The sequence below is a fragment of the Marinobacter sp. EVN1 genome, from assembly GCF_000475375.1.
Lineage (GTDB): Bacteria > Pseudomonadota > Gammaproteobacteria > Pseudomonadales > Oleiphilaceae > Marinobacter > Marinobacter nauticus.
In genome coordinates this window covers 20,515-38,989 of record NZ_AXCB01000019.1, presented here as the reverse complement: position 1 = coordinate 38,989, position 18,475 = coordinate 20,515, and the positions used below count along the sequence as shown (strand labels likewise).

The 18,475-nt window shown below is 57.4% G+C and carries 16 protein-coding genes and 1 tRNA gene; 5 read left to right on the top strand and 12 right to left on the bottom strand.

Annotated elements, in window-relative coordinates:
• The first annotated feature begins 91 nt into the window (after positions 1-91).
• Positions 92-748, top strand: coding sequence for a hypothetical protein (locus Q674_RS30105; protein ID WP_023008799.1), 657 nt, complete (start codon positions 92-94; stop codon positions 746-748).
• 25 nt (positions 749-773) lie between these two features.
• Here Q674_RS30105 and Q674_RS30100 read toward each other — a convergent pair whose 3' ends face one another.
• Entirely contained in the window at positions 774-1,397 is a 624-nt protein-coding gene (locus tag Q674_RS30100; RefSeq protein ID WP_011785986.1) for an L-threonylcarbamoyladenylate synthase, read from the bottom strand.
• Positions 1,394-1,750 (bottom strand): BolA family protein, encoded by a 357-nt coding sequence (locus Q674_RS30095; RefSeq protein WP_023008798.1) that lies wholly within the window; start codon positions 1,748-1,750, stop codon positions 1,394-1,396. Before Q674_RS30095 ends, Q674_RS30100 begins: the two co-directional genes overlap by 4 nt.
• Positions 1,751-1,896: 146 nt before the next feature.
• On the opposite strand from Q674_RS30095, the gene Q674_RS30090 reads away from it, so the two are divergent.
• The 4 genes from Q674_RS30090 (at position 1,897) to Q674_RS30075 (ending at position 9,119) form a co-directional block, all read left to right on the top strand.
• Complete coding sequence (locus tag Q674_RS30090) at positions 1,897-4,065, top strand: DNA topoisomerase 3 (RefSeq protein ID WP_023008797.1); 2,169 nt, start codon at positions 1,897-1,899, stop codon at positions 4,063-4,065.
• 112 nt (positions 4,066-4,177) lie between these two features.
• Positions 4,178-4,906 carry a response regulator transcription factor gene (locus tag Q674_RS30085; protein ID WP_023008796.1) on the top strand — a complete coding sequence of 243 codons (729 nt, stop codon included), beginning with the start codon at positions 4,178-4,180 and terminating at the stop codon, positions 4,904-4,906.
• Positions 4,887-6,533 carry a FecR domain-containing protein gene (locus Q674_RS30080; RefSeq protein WP_031210100.1) on the top strand — a complete coding sequence of 549 codons (1,647 nt, stop codon included), beginning with the start codon at positions 4,887-4,889 and terminating at the stop codon, positions 6,531-6,533. Before Q674_RS30085 ends, Q674_RS30080 begins: the two co-directional genes overlap by 20 nt.
• Before the next feature lie 21 nt (positions 6,534-6,554).
• Positions 6,555-9,119, top strand: coding sequence for a CHASE2 domain-containing protein (locus Q674_RS30075; protein WP_031210099.1), 2,565 nt, complete (start codon positions 6,555-6,557; stop codon positions 9,117-9,119).
• A gap of 14 nt (positions 9,120-9,133) precedes the next feature.
• Here the strand turns inward: Q674_RS30075 and Q674_RS41095 are convergent, their stop codons facing one another.
• From Q674_RS41095 to rseP, 10 genes are all read right to left on the bottom strand, one after another.
• A complete protein-coding gene (locus Q674_RS41095; RefSeq protein ID WP_114435022.1) occupies positions 9,134-9,577 on the bottom strand; it encodes a fibronectin type III domain-containing protein in 444 nt (147 codons plus the stop codon).
• A gap of 283 nt (positions 9,578-9,860) precedes the next feature.
• Positions 9,861-9,937: transfer RNA gene (locus tag Q674_RS30065), tRNA-Met, on the bottom strand.
• 69 nt (positions 9,938-10,006) lie between these two features.
• Positions 10,007-10,690 carry a ribonuclease HII gene (rnhB, locus tag Q674_RS30060; protein WP_023008793.1) on the bottom strand — a complete coding sequence of 228 codons (684 nt, stop codon included), beginning with the start codon at positions 10,688-10,690 and terminating at the stop codon, positions 10,007-10,009.
• Positions 10,690-11,868, bottom strand: a complete 1,179-nt coding sequence (gene lpxB / locus Q674_RS30055; RefSeq protein ID WP_023008792.1) for a lipid-A-disaccharide synthase — start codon at positions 11,866-11,868, stop codon at positions 10,690-10,692. The genes rnhB and lpxB overlap by 1 nt, the downstream gene beginning before the upstream one ends.
• A gap of 18 nt (positions 11,869-11,886) precedes the next feature.
• Complete coding sequence (gene lpxA, locus Q674_RS30050; protein WP_023008791.1) at positions 11,887-12,678, bottom strand: acyl-ACP--UDP-N-acetylglucosamine O-acyltransferase; 792 nt, start codon at positions 12,676-12,678, stop codon at positions 11,887-11,889.
• Entirely contained in the window at positions 12,678-13,115 is a 438-nt protein-coding gene (fabZ, locus tag Q674_RS30045) for a 3-hydroxyacyl-ACP dehydratase FabZ (protein WP_011785996.1), read from the bottom strand. The genes lpxA and fabZ overlap by 1 nt, the downstream gene beginning before the upstream one ends.
• A gap of 11 nt (positions 13,116-13,126) precedes the next feature.
• The gene (lpxD, locus tag Q674_RS30040) at positions 13,127-14,152 is read right to left on the bottom strand and encodes a UDP-3-O-(3-hydroxymyristoyl)glucosamine N-acyltransferase (protein ID WP_011785997.1); all 1,026 of its coding nucleotides are present in this window, start codon (positions 14,150-14,152) and stop codon (positions 13,127-13,129) included.
• A 41-nt stretch (positions 14,153-14,193) separates the two neighbouring features.
• Positions 14,194-14,691 carry an OmpH family outer membrane protein gene (locus Q674_RS30035; protein ID WP_014421992.1) on the bottom strand — a complete coding sequence of 166 codons (498 nt, stop codon included), beginning with the start codon at positions 14,689-14,691 and terminating at the stop codon, positions 14,194-14,196.
• Between the two features lie 43 nt (positions 14,692-14,734).
• Entirely contained in the window at positions 14,735-17,053 is a 2,319-nt protein-coding gene (gene bamA, locus Q674_RS30030) for an outer membrane protein assembly factor BamA (protein WP_023008790.1), read from the bottom strand.
• A gap of 45 nt (positions 17,054-17,098) precedes the next feature.
• Entirely contained in the window at positions 17,099-18,448 is a 1,350-nt protein-coding gene (gene rseP, locus Q674_RS30025) for an RIP metalloprotease RseP (RefSeq protein ID WP_023008789.1), read from the bottom strand.
• Between the last annotated feature and the right edge of the window lie 27 nt (positions 18,449-18,475).

The following is an 18,475-nucleotide window of genomic DNA, read 5'->3' as shown; positions in this document are numbered from 1 at the left end:
AGGCAGATTGGCCCGAAACCTGCAAAGCCTGATGCATCACGGACTAATTCCGTGATATCCGGCAGAGATTTTCCGTTCAGGGGAGGCAACCATGTCATTGCTGACATCACTGTTACAGGCCAGCACGCGCTTTCAGCAAGCCATGGACAACCGTGCGCCGCGCACTGACGTACCCGCCGGTAAAAGCAATGAAGGCGCCGCCACAGGCGAGCCCCAGAGCAGCACCGACGACCGCTTCACGCCGTCACAGTGGCAGGAGCGCAACTCGGCCAGTCAGAAAACCCGGCAATTGCCACTGACCCAGTACAAGCAGACGGTTGCCCAGGACCTGTCCTACGTTCGTGAAACCTTGCGGCACAAACTTGCCGAATACAACGTACACCCGGCAACGGCGCTGAGCGTGAGCAAAAGCGAGCAAGGCAGCATTCAGCTGGACGGCAAAATTCCCGACCAGGTGCGGGATAGGATACAACAGGATCTCAACAACAACCGGGGATTTGGTGAGGCGTTAAGCCGCTTGAGCGTGACCGAACCCACCCTGCACTTCATGGATAATGCGCTCAAGCTCAATCAGGCTTATGGCGTGAACAATTCCCTGCTGGATTCACTGCTCAGCGAAAACCAGCAGTTCAATGGACTGCAAGATGTCATCCACCGTTATGACAGCCTTCGCCGCACCGCCACACCCGCCGAGACGGGTATCACAGCGCAGCAACGCTACGCCTTCAGCCTGAATACCCGGGCCTGAAGCCCGGGGGTAACTGCTAATCAGATCAAACCTGAAACGGGGCCGGATCACCCTTGCCCACCCGCGTAACTTCAGGCACATCACCGGTAAAGTTGACCACCGTGGTAGCCTCCATACCGCAGAAACCGCCATCAATAATCAGATCAAGCTCATGCCCGAGGGTCTCGCGAATATCGTAAGGATCGGTCAAAGGTTCGGTTTCACCCGGCAGAATCAGGGTGCTGCTCATAATCGGCTCACCCAGCTCACCCAGCAATTCCCGAACAATCTCGTTGTCCGGAACCCGGATGCCGATAGACCGCCGTTTGGGATGCAGCAACCGGCGAGGCACCTCGCTGGTCGCGTCCAGAATAAAGGTGTACGGGCCCGGCGTGAAATTCTTCAGTAACCGATACTGGGTATTGTCCACCTTGGCATAAACCCCGATGTCTGACAGGTCACGACACACCAGGGTGAAGTTGTGCTTGTCGTCCAGGCGCCGAATTCGCTTGATACGGTCTGCCGCCTGCTTGTCACCAAGGTGACAGCCCAGTGCGTAGCCTGAATCTGTGGGATAGACAATCACCCCACCCTTGCGCAAAATCTCCACCGCCTGCTTGATCAGACGCTTTTGCGGTGTTTCCGGGTGAATCTGAAAAAACTGGCTCATCCATTAGCTCCTTGTTGAAGCTTCTTGTCCATTGCTGCATCACCTTTCGACCCGCCCATACAGTTGGGCGAAACCGGAGACGCCTGACCACTGGCCGTCCACTCTTCCGGCGTATACAGATGCAATGCCAGAGCATGCACCGGCCCCGCCAGTTCATCCGCCAGAACCTTGTAAATTGCCTGGTGGCGGCGCACCTTCATCTGCCCTTCAAAATCCGCTGATACCAGCGTTACCTTGAAATGAGTTTCAGAGTTGGGTGGCACCGAATGCATATGGCTTTCGTTCTCCACAGAAATCACGCTGGCGTTAAAGCCCGCGACCAGCTTTTCCTCTATGCTTTTCTGTACTTTCATAAAACACCTACTCCGGACTTTAAGCATCAATGTCCCGACCTGCTGTATAAACAGTCTACTACAGTACGCCTCGGAACCCCGAAGCCCTTGACACAAAAGCGCCAAAGCGACACATTCCCCTGCCAGCAACCAACCCCCAGATACCCATGCACCTGTACATCGCCGAAAAGCCAAGCCTGGCCCGAGCCATTGCCGCCGCACTTCCCGGCCCCCACGAGAAAGGCCAGGGCTGGATACGCTGCGGTAAAGGACCGGATGCTGCCACGGTAAGCTGGTGTATAGGCCACCTGCTGGAGCCCGCCGAGCCGGCCCGCTATAACCCGGCCTGGAAAAAATGGCGCATTGAAGACCTGCCCATGTTCCCGGAACCCTGGCAACTGACGCCCAAAGACAGCGTGCGCCTGCAATTCAAAGTTCTTGAAGCCCTGGTTCGCAAGGCCGACCTCATCACCCACGCCGGCGATCCCGACCGTGAAGGCCAGCTACTGGTCGACGAAGTCCTGCGCTATCTCGGCACCAAGGCACCGGTAAAACGGATACTGATCAACGACCTTACCCCCAAGGCGGTAGCCCGCGCCATACAGAACCCCCGAGACAACCGGGAGTTCCGCCCACTCTCCCATTCTGCGCTGGCGAGACAGCGGGCCGACTGGCTCTATGGCATCAATCTCACCCGATTTTATACCCTCAGCTATCAAACCCGGGGCGAACAGGGCGTCTTCTCCGTGGGTCGGGTGCAAACTCCGGTGTTGGGCCTGGTGGTGGATCGAGACAACACCATCGAGCACTTCCAGCCCAAGCCCTGGTACCGGGTCGAAGCCACCTTCCAGGCCAGCGAGCCGGAGGCCGACCAGCGACCGTTCATTGCTCGCTGGTTACCCGGTGACGAATTTCAGGATCATCTGGATGAAGAAAACCGGCTGCTGGACAAGTCGGTAGCCGAGCAGATTGTCGCCGCCATCAGCGGTCGACCCGGCAGAATTGATGAAGCCCGGTTTCGCGATCGCCCGGAACCGCCGCCGTTACCTCTGTCGCTGTCTGCACTCCAGATAGAGGCTGGACGACTATACCGGATGGGCGCGAAAGACGTGCTCGACACCGCCCAAAACCTGTACGAACGCCATCAACTGATTACCTACCCAAGGTCAGACAGCCGCTACCTGCCAGAGGAGCATTTCAGCCAACGGGAGGCGGTGATTCGTGCCATCGCCCGTGTCGCCCCGGATTTGTCCGGATTCTGCGAGAAAACCGGGACAGACCGCCGCTCTGCCGCCTGGAATGACCAAAAAGTGGATGCTCACCACGCAATCATTCCCACAGTGCGGCCCGCACCAAACGGCAAGCTGTCTTCGGCCGAACAGAAAATCTACGATCTGATCAGTCGATTCTATCTGATGCAGTTTGCACCTGACGCCGTGCATCGGGAAGGCCGGCTGACGGTCGCGATTCAGGACTATCGCTTTCGCGCCACCGAGACAGCCGTGATCGAGCCAGGCTGGAAAACGCTGGAAATCCGCAAGCGGGAACCCGGGCAAGAGCCTGAAAAAGCACCATTGCCCAGACTGGACAAAGATGAACCGGTGCTTTGCAGTGGGGCCCTGGCCAGCGAGCGCAAAACCCAGCCTCCGCAACACTTCACCGATGCCACACTGCTATCAGCCATGACCAATATTGCCCGCTTTGTCGCTGACAACGAGCTGAGAAAAACACTGCGGGAAACCGATGGCCTTGGCACCGAAGCGACTCGCGCAGCCATTATCGATACGCTGTTCCGCCGCGATTACCTGTTCCGGGAAAAACGCTTTATCCGCGCCACCGACAAGGGGAAATCCCTGATCGCGGCGCTACCGGAATCGATTCGTACGCCAGATCGCACCGCTGTCTGGGAGGCCACTCTCGAGGGCGTTCGCCGGGGCGAAGAGGACCCAAGAGCGTTTCTGGAATCCCTCAAAGATGAAATCCGCGGATTCATGGCGCAAGCGCCCGCTGCGGGTTTGGCGAATACAGAGACGTCCGGCACCGCCATTCACTGCCCGAAATGCCGGGCGCCGATGGTTGAACGGGAGGGCAAGTTCGGCGCTTTTTTTGCCTGCACCCGGTACCCCGCCTGCAAGGGCACCCGCCCCCTGGAGGACCATCAACCCGAGGACGGAACCAGCCAGAAACCGGTACCCTGCCCCCACTGTTTCTCGCCCCTGGTGCGGCGCAAAAGCAAAAAAGGCTGGTTCTGGGGCTGCAGCAATTTCCCCGGTTGCCGACAAACAGTTGATGATCACAACGGCCGGCCAGCGGTGGACTTACGGAATTCTACATAACGATACTGAACGGGAACTCATTTTTTGGGATAATCCCCGACACTGCAGGGTCTGACCAAGGGCTCTGCGCTACGGTATATAAACCAGGCAACACGATCGAGGGCCAGGCTTAATGCGCATTGCTCTGCTGGAAGACGAACACGAACAGGCGCAGCACATCCAGTCCATCCTTTCAGAGAAAGGACATCACTGTGACAGCTTTCCGACCGGCCAATCGTTTCTCGGTGCCGTTTTGCACCGCAGTTATGATCTGATCATTCTGGACTGGCAGATCCCGGACATGACCGGAATTGAGGTACTCGAGAACATCCGGGCACAGCTGAAATGGCCTGTGCCGGCCGTTTTCCTGACTCAGCGTGACAGTGAAACCGACATCGTTCGTGCCCTGGATGCCGGCGCCGACGACTATATCGCCAAACCGGCACGAGCGGCTGAACTGGTCGCGCGCATCAATGCACTGGCCCGCCGCAGCAACCCGGAAATCGAAAAGGAGGTTCTGGTCTACGGGCCCTTCGAGATCAACACCAACCAACGCATAATTCTCCTGCACGGGGAGCCACTGACGCTCACCGACAAGGACTTCGACCTGACCCTGTTCCTGTTCCAGAACCAGGGCCGCCTGCTCACCCGCGAAATGCTGCTGGAGCGGGTGTGGGGATTGACCAGGGACATCAATACCCGCACGGTGGATACGCATATGAGCCGCCTTCGCAGAAGGCTCGGGCTCAACCCTGAAAACGGATTTCGCATCAAGACCATCTACCAGCGAGGCTATCGGCTCGAAGCCATCAAGCCCGGTGACGCAAACGAAATTCGGAACGATGACACTGCAAATGCCTGACGCTCTGAGCAAGCACCTGAAAACCCTGGCCTTCCTTGCACTGGCGTTCATGGTGCCAGCGACCACGGTCGCGGAGCTGTCAATCACACGGGGTTCTGCAGTATCCGGCAGCCAACAACGGGACAATGCCCCGGAGTGGGTTTATACCTTACGCCAGGGTGATACGGTTGCGAGCATAACCCAGACGCTGCTTTCCCAGCAGACCACACAGCAACGACTGCTGGAGCATAATGGCCTGGCCAGCAACGCCAAACTCGGCGCCGGGGACACCCTGCGCATTCCCGTAAACTGGCTGAAACGTCAGCCCGAACCGGCCCGGGTGATTGCGGTCACCGGCAACGTGCAACAGATCTCCGGAATGGATGGGCGAAAACTCCCTCTGTCCGAAGATTCGATTGTCCGGGTTGGCGACGAAATTCTCTCCGGTGCGGGATCGGCAACCATTGAACTGGCCGACGGCTCGGAACTTCGGATCTCCCCCAACTCCCGCCTCATGTTCAATCGACTAACCCAATATGGCAAATCCGGCATGGTCGACACCCGGCTTCGCCTGCAACGAGGTGAGGTTCACACCCGGGTTCGCCCGGTCATTGAAGGCGGGGCCCGCTTCGAAATCGAGACGCCATCCGCTGTCGCCGCCGTCCGGGGTACGGTGTTTACCATGCAAGCCAGCAGCAACGGCAGCAGCGTGCAGGTAACCGAAGGCGTGGTGGACTTCGGCCAGCCAGGCAACACCCGTCGCATTCCAGCTGGCTATGGCGCGAGCGTCTCCACCGCCAACGGAGGCGCCCTGAATATTCGACAGCTTCCGCCGGCGCCAACCATTAACCCTTTGCCATCGGTACTCACGCAGCTTCCGGCCGAACTGACCTGGCAGGCAGGCGGTTACCCGGCCTACCGGCTGGACATTTTTGACCAGGCATCCGGCACCTGGGTGCAGAGCCGGGATATAGCCGGAACCCGTTTTGACATCGCCCAACTCGACAACGGCCGCTACGAAATCCAACTCGCCGCGGTTGATCAGCGTGGTATCGCCGGAATGCCCGGCACCGCCGAACTTGAGGTAGACCTACAGGCTAGAAAGCCCGATCTCACCGCCCCGGCCGATGGCGAGAGCGTGAATGACGACATGCCGGAGTTCCGCTGGCAGCTCAATGGTGCCAACGAAGTTGCCCGGGTGGAGATCGCTGAGGATGACAGTTTCAGGCAGTTAGTAACAACCAGCGAGTGGGCGCCGGAAAGCCGTGCTCTTCCGTCGCGCCCACTGAGCCCCGGTCAGTATTACTGGCGTGTCGTCACAGAAGCGGGAGGCAGCTCTGTTGCTACCTCCGAGCCACGCAAGATTGTTGTTAATGGCACGCTGCCGCCGGTCCGGATTATCAGCGTGAACTATCTGGACAGCCAGGTTCGGGTTTTCTGGGAAAACATCGACACCGCCACGGATTACCGCCTGCAACTGGCTGAAGAGCCGGCATTTCGCAATATCATCAAGGAAGCCGATATTGCCGATACCACAGCGGCCTTGCGCCTGATTCCCGGAAGAAGGTATTTTGTCCGCGTCAAAGCGCTTTCTGACGGCCCCCTAGCCAGTCGCTGGGGCCCGGGCAGGGAGCTGTATCTCGACTAACCTTCAACGACAAAAAGGCCGATGCGAAGGGACTGGTTACCGATAACAACAACACCGTGGTCCTTGGGCCTGCTACTCGTCACCACCCTGCTACTGATTCAGGCGACTGAGCTGCCGAGTCGAATCAACGACTGGATGTATGACAGGGCGATCACAACCTGGCCAGCGCCCGTGGATGATTCCGTGGCTATCATTGCCATTGATGAATTCAGCCTGGAACAGATTGGCCGCTGGCCCTGGGACCGAAGCCTGCATGCCTCGCTGATCGACACATTGCGGCAAGCCGGTGCACAGACCATTGTGCTCGACATCCTGTTTCCGGAAGCCGGTCCGGGCGATGAGGAACTGGCCGGCGCCATGGCCCGTCACGGTAACGTTGTATTGCCCGCCTACCTTACCGCGCCAACCCTGGAACGACTGATCAGCGAACAACTCCCAACACCCAATCTGGCACGTGCCGCAGGGGCGATCGGGCATGCCCATATCGAGCTGGATACAGACGGCGTCGCCCGCGGGCTCTATCTATACAATGGCCTTGCCGGGCGGTTATGGCCGACCCTGTCACTGGCCGCGCACCTGCCAATGCCGGCACAGACACAGGCGCAATTGCCCAACTACATCAATGTCCGGGAGGATTATCGGCTGGTGCCCCTGGCAGGCGGGGCCGGCACCTTACCCACCTACTCCTACGCGAGCGTGCTGAGCCACCCGCCCTCACCGCAGGAGTTTGCCGGCAAAACCGTCCTGGTCGGCGCTACCGCTGCGGGGTTTGGCGACATACTGCCCACGCCGTTTTCCGGTCTGAGCCGGCCAATGTCCGGGGTGGAATTCCATGCCAATGTCTATTCCGCGAGCAAGCAGAATATACTGATCGTGCCGGCGGAGCCCTGGGCAGCACCCGCACTGAACCTGCTCGTACTGTTGTTGCTAGCTCTGCTTTTGCCTCGCCTGCGCCCTGCTGCCACCTTGCTGGCATGTGCGACCATTGCCGCAGGGCTGGTAGCCGGTTACGTGTTGCTGCTGATAGGGGCCCGGGTTCAGCTGTCAGTAGCGAACGCCCTGATTCTGCCGATGGCCGCGATGCCCATTGCCAGCGCACTCCGGCTTGCCATGACCAATCGCTTTCTCAACCGGCAACTGGACGAGATGACCAGAACGCCTCGGCTATCCCTGCCTGAACCTTCGAACCGGCATCCTCACCAGCTGCTGATGCACTTGCGTGCGCTGTTCCACCCACCCGGATGGCTGCTGGCCGCAGAGAATGACCTGCTGGAAGTACAGGAAATGACCCTTGCCCAGGCCCCGCCCACGGAAACGCCAGGACGGTGGGAACACCAGCAGAACCAAAGCTGGATAACGCTGATTCGTGGCGGCACCAGCTACCTGCTCGGCCTGACTCTGCCGAACGATCTCAGTCGGGAGGTCATCCAGCGCTATCTGAACCAGCTGGAGCTGGAACCCCATACAGACAGTGAAAGCCAGAAGGGCCCCCGGGAAAACATTTCGGCCCGGATCGAGAAAGTGCGCATTGCCACCCAGAAGCTTGCTGAAATGCAGGCGTTTATTCGCCACAGTTTCGAGCACATGCCCGATGGCATCATCGTGACCGATGAATTAGGGGTTATACGGTTTACCAACCGCCACATTGAAGACTGGTTTTGCGAGCCTATGCCGAGTCTCAGTGGCATGCCCCTGGCCACCCTACTCGATGGCCACGACCCCCGGGACTTACCGCCCTGGTTCGAAACCATTTCAGAGGCGCTGACCCTGAGACAAAGCCGAACCGTAGACCTGACATTGAACGGTAAAGATTTTCTCATCCACCTGGCACCTTTTGCCCTGCAAAACAGTCGCCAGTTTGGCATTATTGCCAACATCTCAGACATCTCCGAACTCCGGGAGCAGCAACGGCAGCATCGTGAGGCGATCGACTTCATCTCACACGATGTTCGCTCACCTCTGGTCTCTCAGCTGGCCCTGATTGAACAACTGAAACGGGATCCCAGCCATATTGACGCCAACCAACTCGACCAGTTGGGGCGGCTGGCACGGCGTAGCTATCATCTGGCCGAAGAGTTTGTGCAGCTGGCTCGCGCCGAGCAACTGACCGAAACCCGGTTCTACGAATGCGAATTTCTGGCGATTGTTGAGAACGCTCGGGACAGTGTGTGCGAGCAGGCCCAGGAAAAAGGCATTTCGATCGTGCTGAACGGTACCGAAGATCTGTGGCTGAAAGGCAACGCCGAACTTCTGGAACGGGCCGTCATCAATCTTTTGACCAACGCCGTGCAATACAGCCCCCCGGACTCCGCAGTCAGCGTTCACGTCTATCAGGCAGCGCATCTGGCCTGTCTGGCCATATCGGACGAGGGCTATGGCATTGATCCGGAGGAGCTGCCCTTACTGTTCGACCGCTATCATCGACAGAAGCGCAGCGAGATAGCCGGAGCGCATGGGACCGGCCTGGGGCTTTCATTCGTTAAAACGGTGGTGGAAAAACACCGAGGCGAGATCAGCGTAGACTCACGGTCGGGCGAAGGCACCACTTTCACCCTGAAGCTACCAATCGCAGACCCGATGTTCTGAACCGGCATGCCTGCTCAAGACTGGATGGTCTTGCTGACCGGCTCAGAAGGCTCACTCAGAAGACCGGCAGTGTCCTGAACCTGAATGGTGAAATACCAGGTGCCGGCGTCAAGGTTATCGACCACATAGGACATCTCTGCCTCACCACTGGCGCCATCTACGGTGATCTCTCTGGACAGATCGTCAGCATCCTGCCCATAGCGAATCACGTATCTGTCCAGTTCTCCCATCGCGATCGACTCGCCGTTTACACGAGTCATAGGCGCAGACCAGCTTAATACAGCTGAGCGCTCTGCAACCGGCTGAGCACTGCCAACACTACTTCCGGTATCGGGTAGGCTGCCAGATTGAGTGGCGGATTCACTACCGCCGGAACCACCGCCGCCGCAACCCGCGAGCACCATCCCTACCAACAACGCGGCAATCCATGCCTTTGACATATAAATGACGCGTTTCACGGCTCTTCACCACCATATTTCCGTCGATTTTGTGAAATTCTATAAAATCGGCGCAAATGATGATGCGATAAACGTCATTTTTATAGATAAAAAATCGTCATTTTTCCGTCACCATAATGCAAGACGGAAATCGAAAGGAATTGAGGGAACACCGGCACATCGCAGAGAAGCGGAAACAAAAAAGGCAGACCAGTAAAACTGGCCTGCCTTGCAAGAATCAGGGCCAGAACAAAACACTGGCCCCGGAAACGAGAAAAGCCAGCAAAAGCTGGCTTTTCTGGATTGGTAGCGGGGGCTGGATTCGAACCAACGACCTTCGGGTTATGAGCCCGACGAGCTACCAGACTGCTCCACCCCGCATCAAACTGTTTGTTAACTGGGTTGCCCCTGTCAACGTGGCGCGTATACTACCGCCGGCCCCGCACCCTGTCAATCGATATTTTCAAATAAATCGGCAGGATAGTTCAACTCCTGAACAGACGCGGAGGAACCTCCATAAACCCCGACGGCATCCAGCGCCATCTTTACCGGCCGAAAGGATCGGCGATGCTCCGGGGTCACCCCAAGGCGATTGAGCGCCTCGAGATGCACAGGCGTGGGGTACCCTTTGTGCTGGGCGAGCCCAAAACCCGGAAACCGGAGATCCAGCTCCTCCATTTCCAGATCCCGCGTTACCTTTGCCAAAATGGAGGCAGCACTGATTGCCTCAACCCGACTATCACCTTTGATCACGGGCTCGGAAGACCAGCGCCACTTCGGGCACCGGTTCCCGTCCACAAGAACATACTCCGGGACTATCGAGAGCCCTTCAACGGCCCGCGTCATGGCCAGCATGGTCGCCTGGTAGATGTTCAGCTCGTCGATTTCACTGGCCTCGCATCGACCCAGGCTCCAGGAAGCCGCGTTCTCCAGGATATCGTCGTACAATCGCAGGCGTTTCTTCTCGGTGAGTTTTTTGGAATCCGCCAGCCCCGGGATAGGCCGGGCGGGATCAAGAATCACGGCGGCGGTCACAACCGCCCCGATAAGCGGGCCACGCCCCACCTCGTCCACGCCCGCCAGCAGGGAGCCACGATAGGAACATTCAAAAGGAGGAAGTACCTTGGCCGCCATCAGCTTCGGGTCTCCAACAGCTCAGACACCGCTGCCGCCGCACGTTCGTCGGCGCCCTGGCGCAGCGTCTGGTGCAACTCCAGAAACGCCTGGTGCAGCCTGTCGCGCTCCTGTTCGTTTTCCAGCCTTTCCAGAACCGCCGCCCCCAACTTCTCCGGCGTTGCGTCGTCCTGTAACAACTCGGGCACCAGTTGCTCCTGGGCCAGCAAATTAGGAAGCGCCACCCAGGGAACCTTGACCAATCGGGACAGTATCTTGTAACTGAAATCGCTGAGCCGGTAACCTACCACCATCGGTTTTTTCAGTAACATCGCCTCCAGTGTCGCGGTACCTGATGCCAGCAGCACCACATCGCTGGCAGCCATCACATCCCTCGACCGACCACGAACCAGCGTGACCGGCAAGCTCACCTCCAGGGATTCAACCAGATCACGCACCTGCCGCTCACGGTCCCGATTGACGCAGGGAATAACCAGCTGCAGATCCGGGCGACGAGCCTGGAGCCAACGGGACGCCTCGAGAAACAGAGTGCCGAGGCGCTCAACCTCACCACCCCGACTACCCGGCAATACCGCCAGCACAGGTTTATCCACCTCAAGACCGAGGCTCTCACGCGCAGCCAGAGTATCCGGTTCCAGCTCTATCCTGTCAGCCAGGGGGTGCCCCACAAACGACACGGGCACATGATGCTCCTCATAAAACCGGGCCTCAAAGGGGAACAACGTCAGCATAAGGTCCACAGACTTGGCAATCTTGAAGATACGCTTCTGGCGCCAGGCCCAAACCGAAGGACTTACGTAGTGTACCGAGGGGATGCCTGCTTCCCGGCACCGACGTTCGATGGCCAACGTAAAATCCGGTGAATCGATTCCAATCACAACATCCGGAGGGGTGGTAAACAGATAATCCAGCAAGCGCGCACGGATACTGAACAACTCACGGATCCGGCCAAGCACTTCCACCAGCCCCATCACGGAAAGCCGTTCCATTGGCACCAGCGAATGAAATCCTTCAGCAATCATTTCATCACCGCCGATGCCGACAAAACGAGCCTTCGGGTAACGCTTTCTTAGCGCACGAATCAGTCCGGCACCGAGAATATCTCCCGATGCCTCGCCGGCAATGATGGCGATGGTTCGCCCTGAGAATGTGGCCGAATTGGCCTTTAGCTGTGTCACCAGCGGCCTCCGGCTGGCTTAACGGATGATGCCGCGATCCGCTGCTTTGAGCGAGTCAATCAGCGGGAGAACCTCAGGGACATCGGCAAAGTTGCGCTCAAGCTCTTCGATGGCCTGCTCGGTCGTCAGACCCTGGCGGTAAACCACCTTGTAGGCTCTGCGGAGACTCAGGAGCGTATCCTTGGCAAAACCACGACGCTTCAGCCCTTCCACATTCATTCCATGAGGTTGGGCAGACTGGCCGCTGGCCATGACATAGGCGGGAATATCCTTGAGCACGATACTGCCCCCGGCAGCCATGCTGTGGGGCCCGATATGGCAGAACTGATGCACCATGGTACCGCCGCCCAGAATGGCATGATCTCCTACCGATACATGCCCTGCCAGCGTGGCACAGTTGGCCAGAATGGTATGGTCGCCGACAATACAGTCGTGGGCCACGTGCACATAAGCCATCAGCAAATTACCATTACCGATCCTGGTCTCACCCCGGTCCTGAATGGTGCCACGATGAATAGTGCAATTCTCGCGGATAACATTGTCATCACCAATGACCAGCTTGGTCGGCTCACCAGCGTATTTCTTGTCCTGGCATTCTTCGCCGATGCTGGAGAACTGGAAGATTCGGTTGTTGCGGCCAATCACCGTCGGCCCCTTGATGACCACGTGAGAGAGAATCTCGGTACCTTCACCAATCTCCACCCCCGGACCAATATAGCTCCAGGGGCCAACCGTCACGTTATCCGCCAGTTTGGCTGACGGGTCCACAATCGCTTGAGGATGGACACCCGACCAGTCATTTGTCGCCATCAAACTTCTCTCTCAGCGGTAAGTATTTCTGCCACGCATACTACCTCGCCATCTACGAGGGCACGGCAATCAAACTTCCAGATACCGCGCTTGCCAGAGATAAACTCAGACTCCATATCCAAGCGATCACCCGGTAAAACGGGGCGCTTGAAACGCGCTTTACTGGATCCAGCCAGATATTGTACCACGCCGTCCGACGGTTTCCGTTCCACAGTCACAAAACCAAGAATCCCCGACAATTGCGCCATGGCTTCAATGATCAGGACACCCGGCATAATCGGATTGTCCGGAAAATGACCAGTAAAAAAGGGCTCATTGAACGATACATTCTTGTACCCCTTGATCGACTTCCCTTTTTCGACCTCAGTTACCCGATCCACCAGCAAAAAGGGGTAACGGTGCGGCAGGTACTCCAGAATTTCATCGATGTGCATCATCTTGATCGGCCTCAGCCCTCTAATTTCTTTTCCAGTTCTTTGATCCGTCGCGCCAGAGCATCCAGTTGGCGAAAACGGACGGCATTTTTCCGCCATTGGCGATTGGTATCCGCACTGGTGCCGGAGGAGTAGACCCCCGATTCACGAATATCACCCGTTACCAGGGTCATGCCGGTGAGGTGAACCTGATCGGCTATCTCAAGGTGGCCAGCCACGCCAGAGGCGCCACCAAACACGCAGTGATTGCCAATCCGGGTGCTACCTGCAATTCCGACTTTGGCCGCCATTGCGCTGTGATCACCAATCTGTACGTTGTGGGCAATCTGAATCAGATTGTCCAGCTTTACGCCGTTACCTATTGTGGTGTCGTCCAGGGCGCCACGGTCTATGGTGGTATTGGCGCCAACCTCCACATCGTCGCCCAGCACCACGGCACCAAGCTGCGCGATGCGGTGCCAGACACCTTTTTCGTTGGCAAAGCCGAAGCCGTCGGAACCAACCACCGCACCACTGAGAATGTGACAGCGCTTACCGACTACCACATCATGTGCAAGCGTGACCCGGGGCCGAAGGATACTGTCGTCCCCGATACTCGCTCTCGCACCGACAAAACCACCAGCACCGATCGCTACGCGCTCACCAATACAAACCCCGGCCTCAATCACAACATGCGGGCCTATGGATGCAGATTCAGGAATACTGGCAGACTCATCAACCACGGCAGTTGGATGAATGCCCGGGGAAGCCTTGGGAGCCGGATCAAACCAATGACTGAGGTGAGCATAGCCCAGGTAGGGATTGTCCAGTAACAGGACATTGGTCGGAACATCATCCGCCGCAGCCGAGGACACAATCACCGCTGACGCCCGGGTATCTTTTAGGTACTTGGCATAGGAGGGATTTGCCAGAAAACTGATCTGGCCCGGAACCGCCGCCTGCAAGGTGGCAAGCCCGGTAATACGGATATCGGGGTCTCCCCGGAGGCTCGCTCCCAATGCCTCGGCAATCTCCTGCAGCCGATAGGACTTCTGTGTCATCGTTTTCTCCAAACACAGGGGCCGGGGAGCCCCTTTCTACATCACTGGTTCAGTTTTTCAAGCAGTTGTGTGGTCAGATTCATCTCCGGCTTAACGTAAACCACCGCTTCGCTGGGAAGAATCAGATCAAGGTCATTTTCTTCCAGGAGTTCCTTCACAGCGGCGTCCACCTCAGGGCGCGCACCTTCCAGAAACTGCTGCTTGCGCTGGTTAACGGTGGCGTCGAGGCGCTGCTTGAGGAAATTAAATTCCTTTACCTTTTCCTGAAACTCGGCGGCCAACTGATTACGCTCGCTCTCGTTCATCATGGCGCCGTCCTTCTCCAACCGATCCTTTAACTTGCGGGCGGCCTCCTGAGCTTCACGCACCTGGGCTTCGTCGCCGGCAAAATCCTGCTGGAGTTTTTCGCTGAAGGCCTGGGCATCATTGGAAGAGAACAGGGCCTGGCGCAGATCCACCACACCAATACGGGTCTCCGCCGCCACCTGGGCCGAGAAGGCCATAAGAGCGGCGGCAAGGATAGTCATCAAACGGGTCATCAATCTTCTCCTTTGTTTCATTCTTTCTTTTTTTATAGCCCGGTCAGAACGTCTGCCCCAGTGAGAACTGGAAGACCTGGGTATCGTCACCGGATTTATCGTTCAGCGGCTTGGCCAGACTGAAAGCCAATGGACCTACCGCGGTGATCCACTGGAAACTGATACCGGCTGAAGTCCGTACCTCACCCAACTCAGGGTCAAAACCTCTTTCGGTATCAAACACCTGACCGGCATCGACAAAGAAGGACGTACGCATCGAACGCGAATCTCCTGCAAAAGGCGTCGGGAAGATCAACTCCAGCCCGCCTTCTGTCAGAACGTTACCACCGAACGGATCGGGATCCGAGAAGTCGCCTGCTGCACGCTCCGCCTTGTTACCCAAAGAGTTTGCTTCATATCCCCGAACAGAGCCATAGCCCCCGGAATAGAAATGCTCGAAGAACGGCATCTGACTGCGGTCACCGTAGCCATCCCCATACCCGATCTCCGATCGCGCTCTGAAGACCCAGTTGGCGGAATCTGTCAGCGGGAAATAGAAATCCGTTTTGTGGGTCGCCTTGTAGAAGGTCAGGTCACTGCCTGGAACAGCGACATCCAGCGACAGGGAATGACTGTAACCGTTGGTTGGCAAGACACCTCGGTTGAGCGTACTCCGCCGCCAGCTACCAAACAGGAAGTAATTGGTGAACGAATCGCCTTCGTCGGCGATAAAATCGCGAACTTCCTGGGCTGAGAATACACCCGGCTTAATGTTTGATTGGGTAACGCCAGCACCGAAGTTCAAACGAGTGATGGAGTCTGTCGGATACCCGAACGTTACCCGACCACCGTATTCATCCAGCAGGTAGGAGGAAATATCCTCTTCCTCGTAATCGGTCTCACGGGCAAACAAACTGAAGCCCCGGCTTACCCCGTCCACCGTATAGTATGGATCCAGATAAGACACATTGGCGCTTTTCACCGAATCGCTGACGTTCACACCAAACGAAACGCGCTTGCCGGTACCGAAGAAATTGTTCTCCGAGACCGAGGCACCCAGGATTACGCCGGAATTTTGCGAGAAGCCCACCGACGCGGACAAGCTGCCCGTTGGTTGCTCCTGCACGCTGTAGTTCACATCAACCAGATCGTCGGTGCCGGGTACCGGAACCGTTTCGACATCGACCGTCTGGAAAAACCCAAGGCGCTCGAGACGGGTTTTGGAGAATTCGATGCGGTCGGACGAGGCTACCCCACCCTCCATCTGGGTCATTTCCTGGCGCAACACCTCATCCTTGGTGGACACGTTGCCATCGAAGTTCACCCGGCGGACATAGGCTCGCTTGCCGGGCTCCACGAAGAAGGTAACAGCAGCTGTATTGTCTTCACCCGGCTCAGGTACCGCGTTGACGTTGGCGAACGCATAGCCTTCGCGACCGAGCCGGAACGAGAGCGCTTCGGAAATCGCCGTCATCTGTGCACGGGAGAATACATCCCCTTCTTTAACCGGAATGAATTTCCGGAGCTCCTCCTCACCGACAATCAGCTCACCGCGCAAGCGAATGTCGGAGATGGTGTACTGGGGGCCTTCATTAACGGCGATGGCGATAAAGACTTCCTGCTTGTCCGGCGAGATGGACACCTGGCTGGATTCAACGTTGAAGTCCAGATAGCCGCGATCAAGATAAAACGAACGCAGAGACTCCAGATCCCCGCTCAGACGTTCCCGGGCGTATTTATCTTTATTGGTCAGCGAGTTCCACCAGCTACTGGTACGCAACTCGAAGAGGCCGATGAGTTCTTCATCACTGAAATCTTCGTTCCCAACAATATTGATGTGCTGAATGGCAGCGACAGAACCCTCGTTGATGTCCAGGCGAATAGCAACACGGTTCCTGGGTAACTCTTCCGCGGTGGCTTTTACTCTTGCGTTGTAGCGGCCCTGGGCGATGTAGGAGCGAAGGATCTCCAGTTCCAGTTTCTCCAGGGTAGCACGCCGAAATACCTGACCTTCCTCCAGGCCCGCACCGGCCAGGGCATCCATCAGCATCTCGGTTTCGATATTCTTGTTACCCTCGATCTCAATGGAGGAAATCGACGGGCGTTCACGCACCGACAGAATCAGCACGCCTTCATCACGACTGGCCTGAATATCCGTAAACAATCCGGTCCGAAACAGATCCTTGATGGCGTCGGCCAACCGGGTCTCGTCCATACGCTCGCCGATGTTCACCGGAAAAGCCGAAAACACAGAACCCGCTGAAACCCGCTGAAGGCCCTCTACCTCGATATCCGCAACCGTGAATTCATCCGCCAGCGCTGGCTTTATACCGGTTGCGGTAATTGCTAGGCCAACGGCTACAGCTAGAAGGGAACGTCTCATTCAGTTATTTCGCCTGGTTAATGTGCGGTAAGGAGCCCGCAATTCTCACAACCGCATCAGGTCGTTGTAAAGAGCAAACACCATTAAAGTCAGTATCAAAGCCATACCGATTCGTAATCCAAAGGCCTGGGCCTGCTCGGAAAGTGGCTTCCGGCGAATGGCTTCGATGGTGTAGTACACAATGTGCCCACCATCCAGAACCGGAACGGGGAGCAGGTTAAGCACGCCAAGACTGACACTCAGATACGCCAGAAAGCGCACAAAGTCTTCGAACCCCGAGCTGACACTCGCCTCGGCAACCCGGGCAATGGTAATCGGTCCACTGAGATTGGTCGGAGACAGCAGCCCGGTGACCATCTTTTTAATCGCCACCAGGGTCAGGCGGGTGTCGGCCCAGGTTTCATTCACAGCATTCGGTATCGCCGCCAACGGCCCGTAGCGGACCTCCCGCAACAGTTCATCAGGCCAGTTCACTGCGCTTACGCCGGCACCTACGAAACCAACGACCTGACCATCCTCAAGCGTTCTCGAAGCAGGTGTTACCGGAACATTCAATTCATCGCCAGAGCGCTCGATGGTCAGTTCCAGAGTCTGTTCCGGGGCATTCCGAATATGCTCCACCAGAGCAAACCAGTCCGGTACCGGCTCGCCATCAACAGCCAATATGCGGTCACCGCCTTGCAGCCCGGCCGCATTTGCCCGACCATCGGCAGTCACCTCACCCAGCACCGCGGGCACATCCGGACGCCAGGGGGATATCCCGAATTCCGCCAGCGGGTTCGGAGTATCATCACTCAGACGCCAGCCGTCCAATGGACCCGCCACAGTGCCCCTGGAACCATCCTGGGAAATCTCCAGCGAGACCTGACCGTGCTCTCCCGCCCTTTCGAGCAGCCGCATGTTAACGTCTCGCCAGGACGTCACCCGGTGGCCGTCAACGGCATGGATCTCCATTCCGCTTTCCAGCCCTGCCCGTTCGGCAACACTGCCCTGGGCCACCTCACCGACCACGGGAGCAACCGTGGTAACACCAACCACGCTCAACACCCAGTACGCGAGAATCGCGAACAGAAAATTGGCAATTGGACCGGCAGCAGCAATGGCGATGCGCTGGGAGGGCGGTTTGGAGGTAAACGCCTGATCACGAAGCTCTTCCGGTACCGGCCCTTCCCGCTCATCCAGCATTTTCACGTAGCCACCCAGGGGGATGGCCGCTACCGCAAATTCGGTGCCGTGACGGTCATACCATGAGAACAATGGCTTGCCAAAACCCACGGAAAAACGAAGCACCTTCACACCGAATCGGCGTGCCACCCAGAAATGGCCGTATTCGTGCAGCGTTACCAGAATTCCAAGGGTAAGCGCCAGTGCCAGTACGGTTTGAATGATCTGCATAGACGTTCCGGTTTATGGCTGAATGGG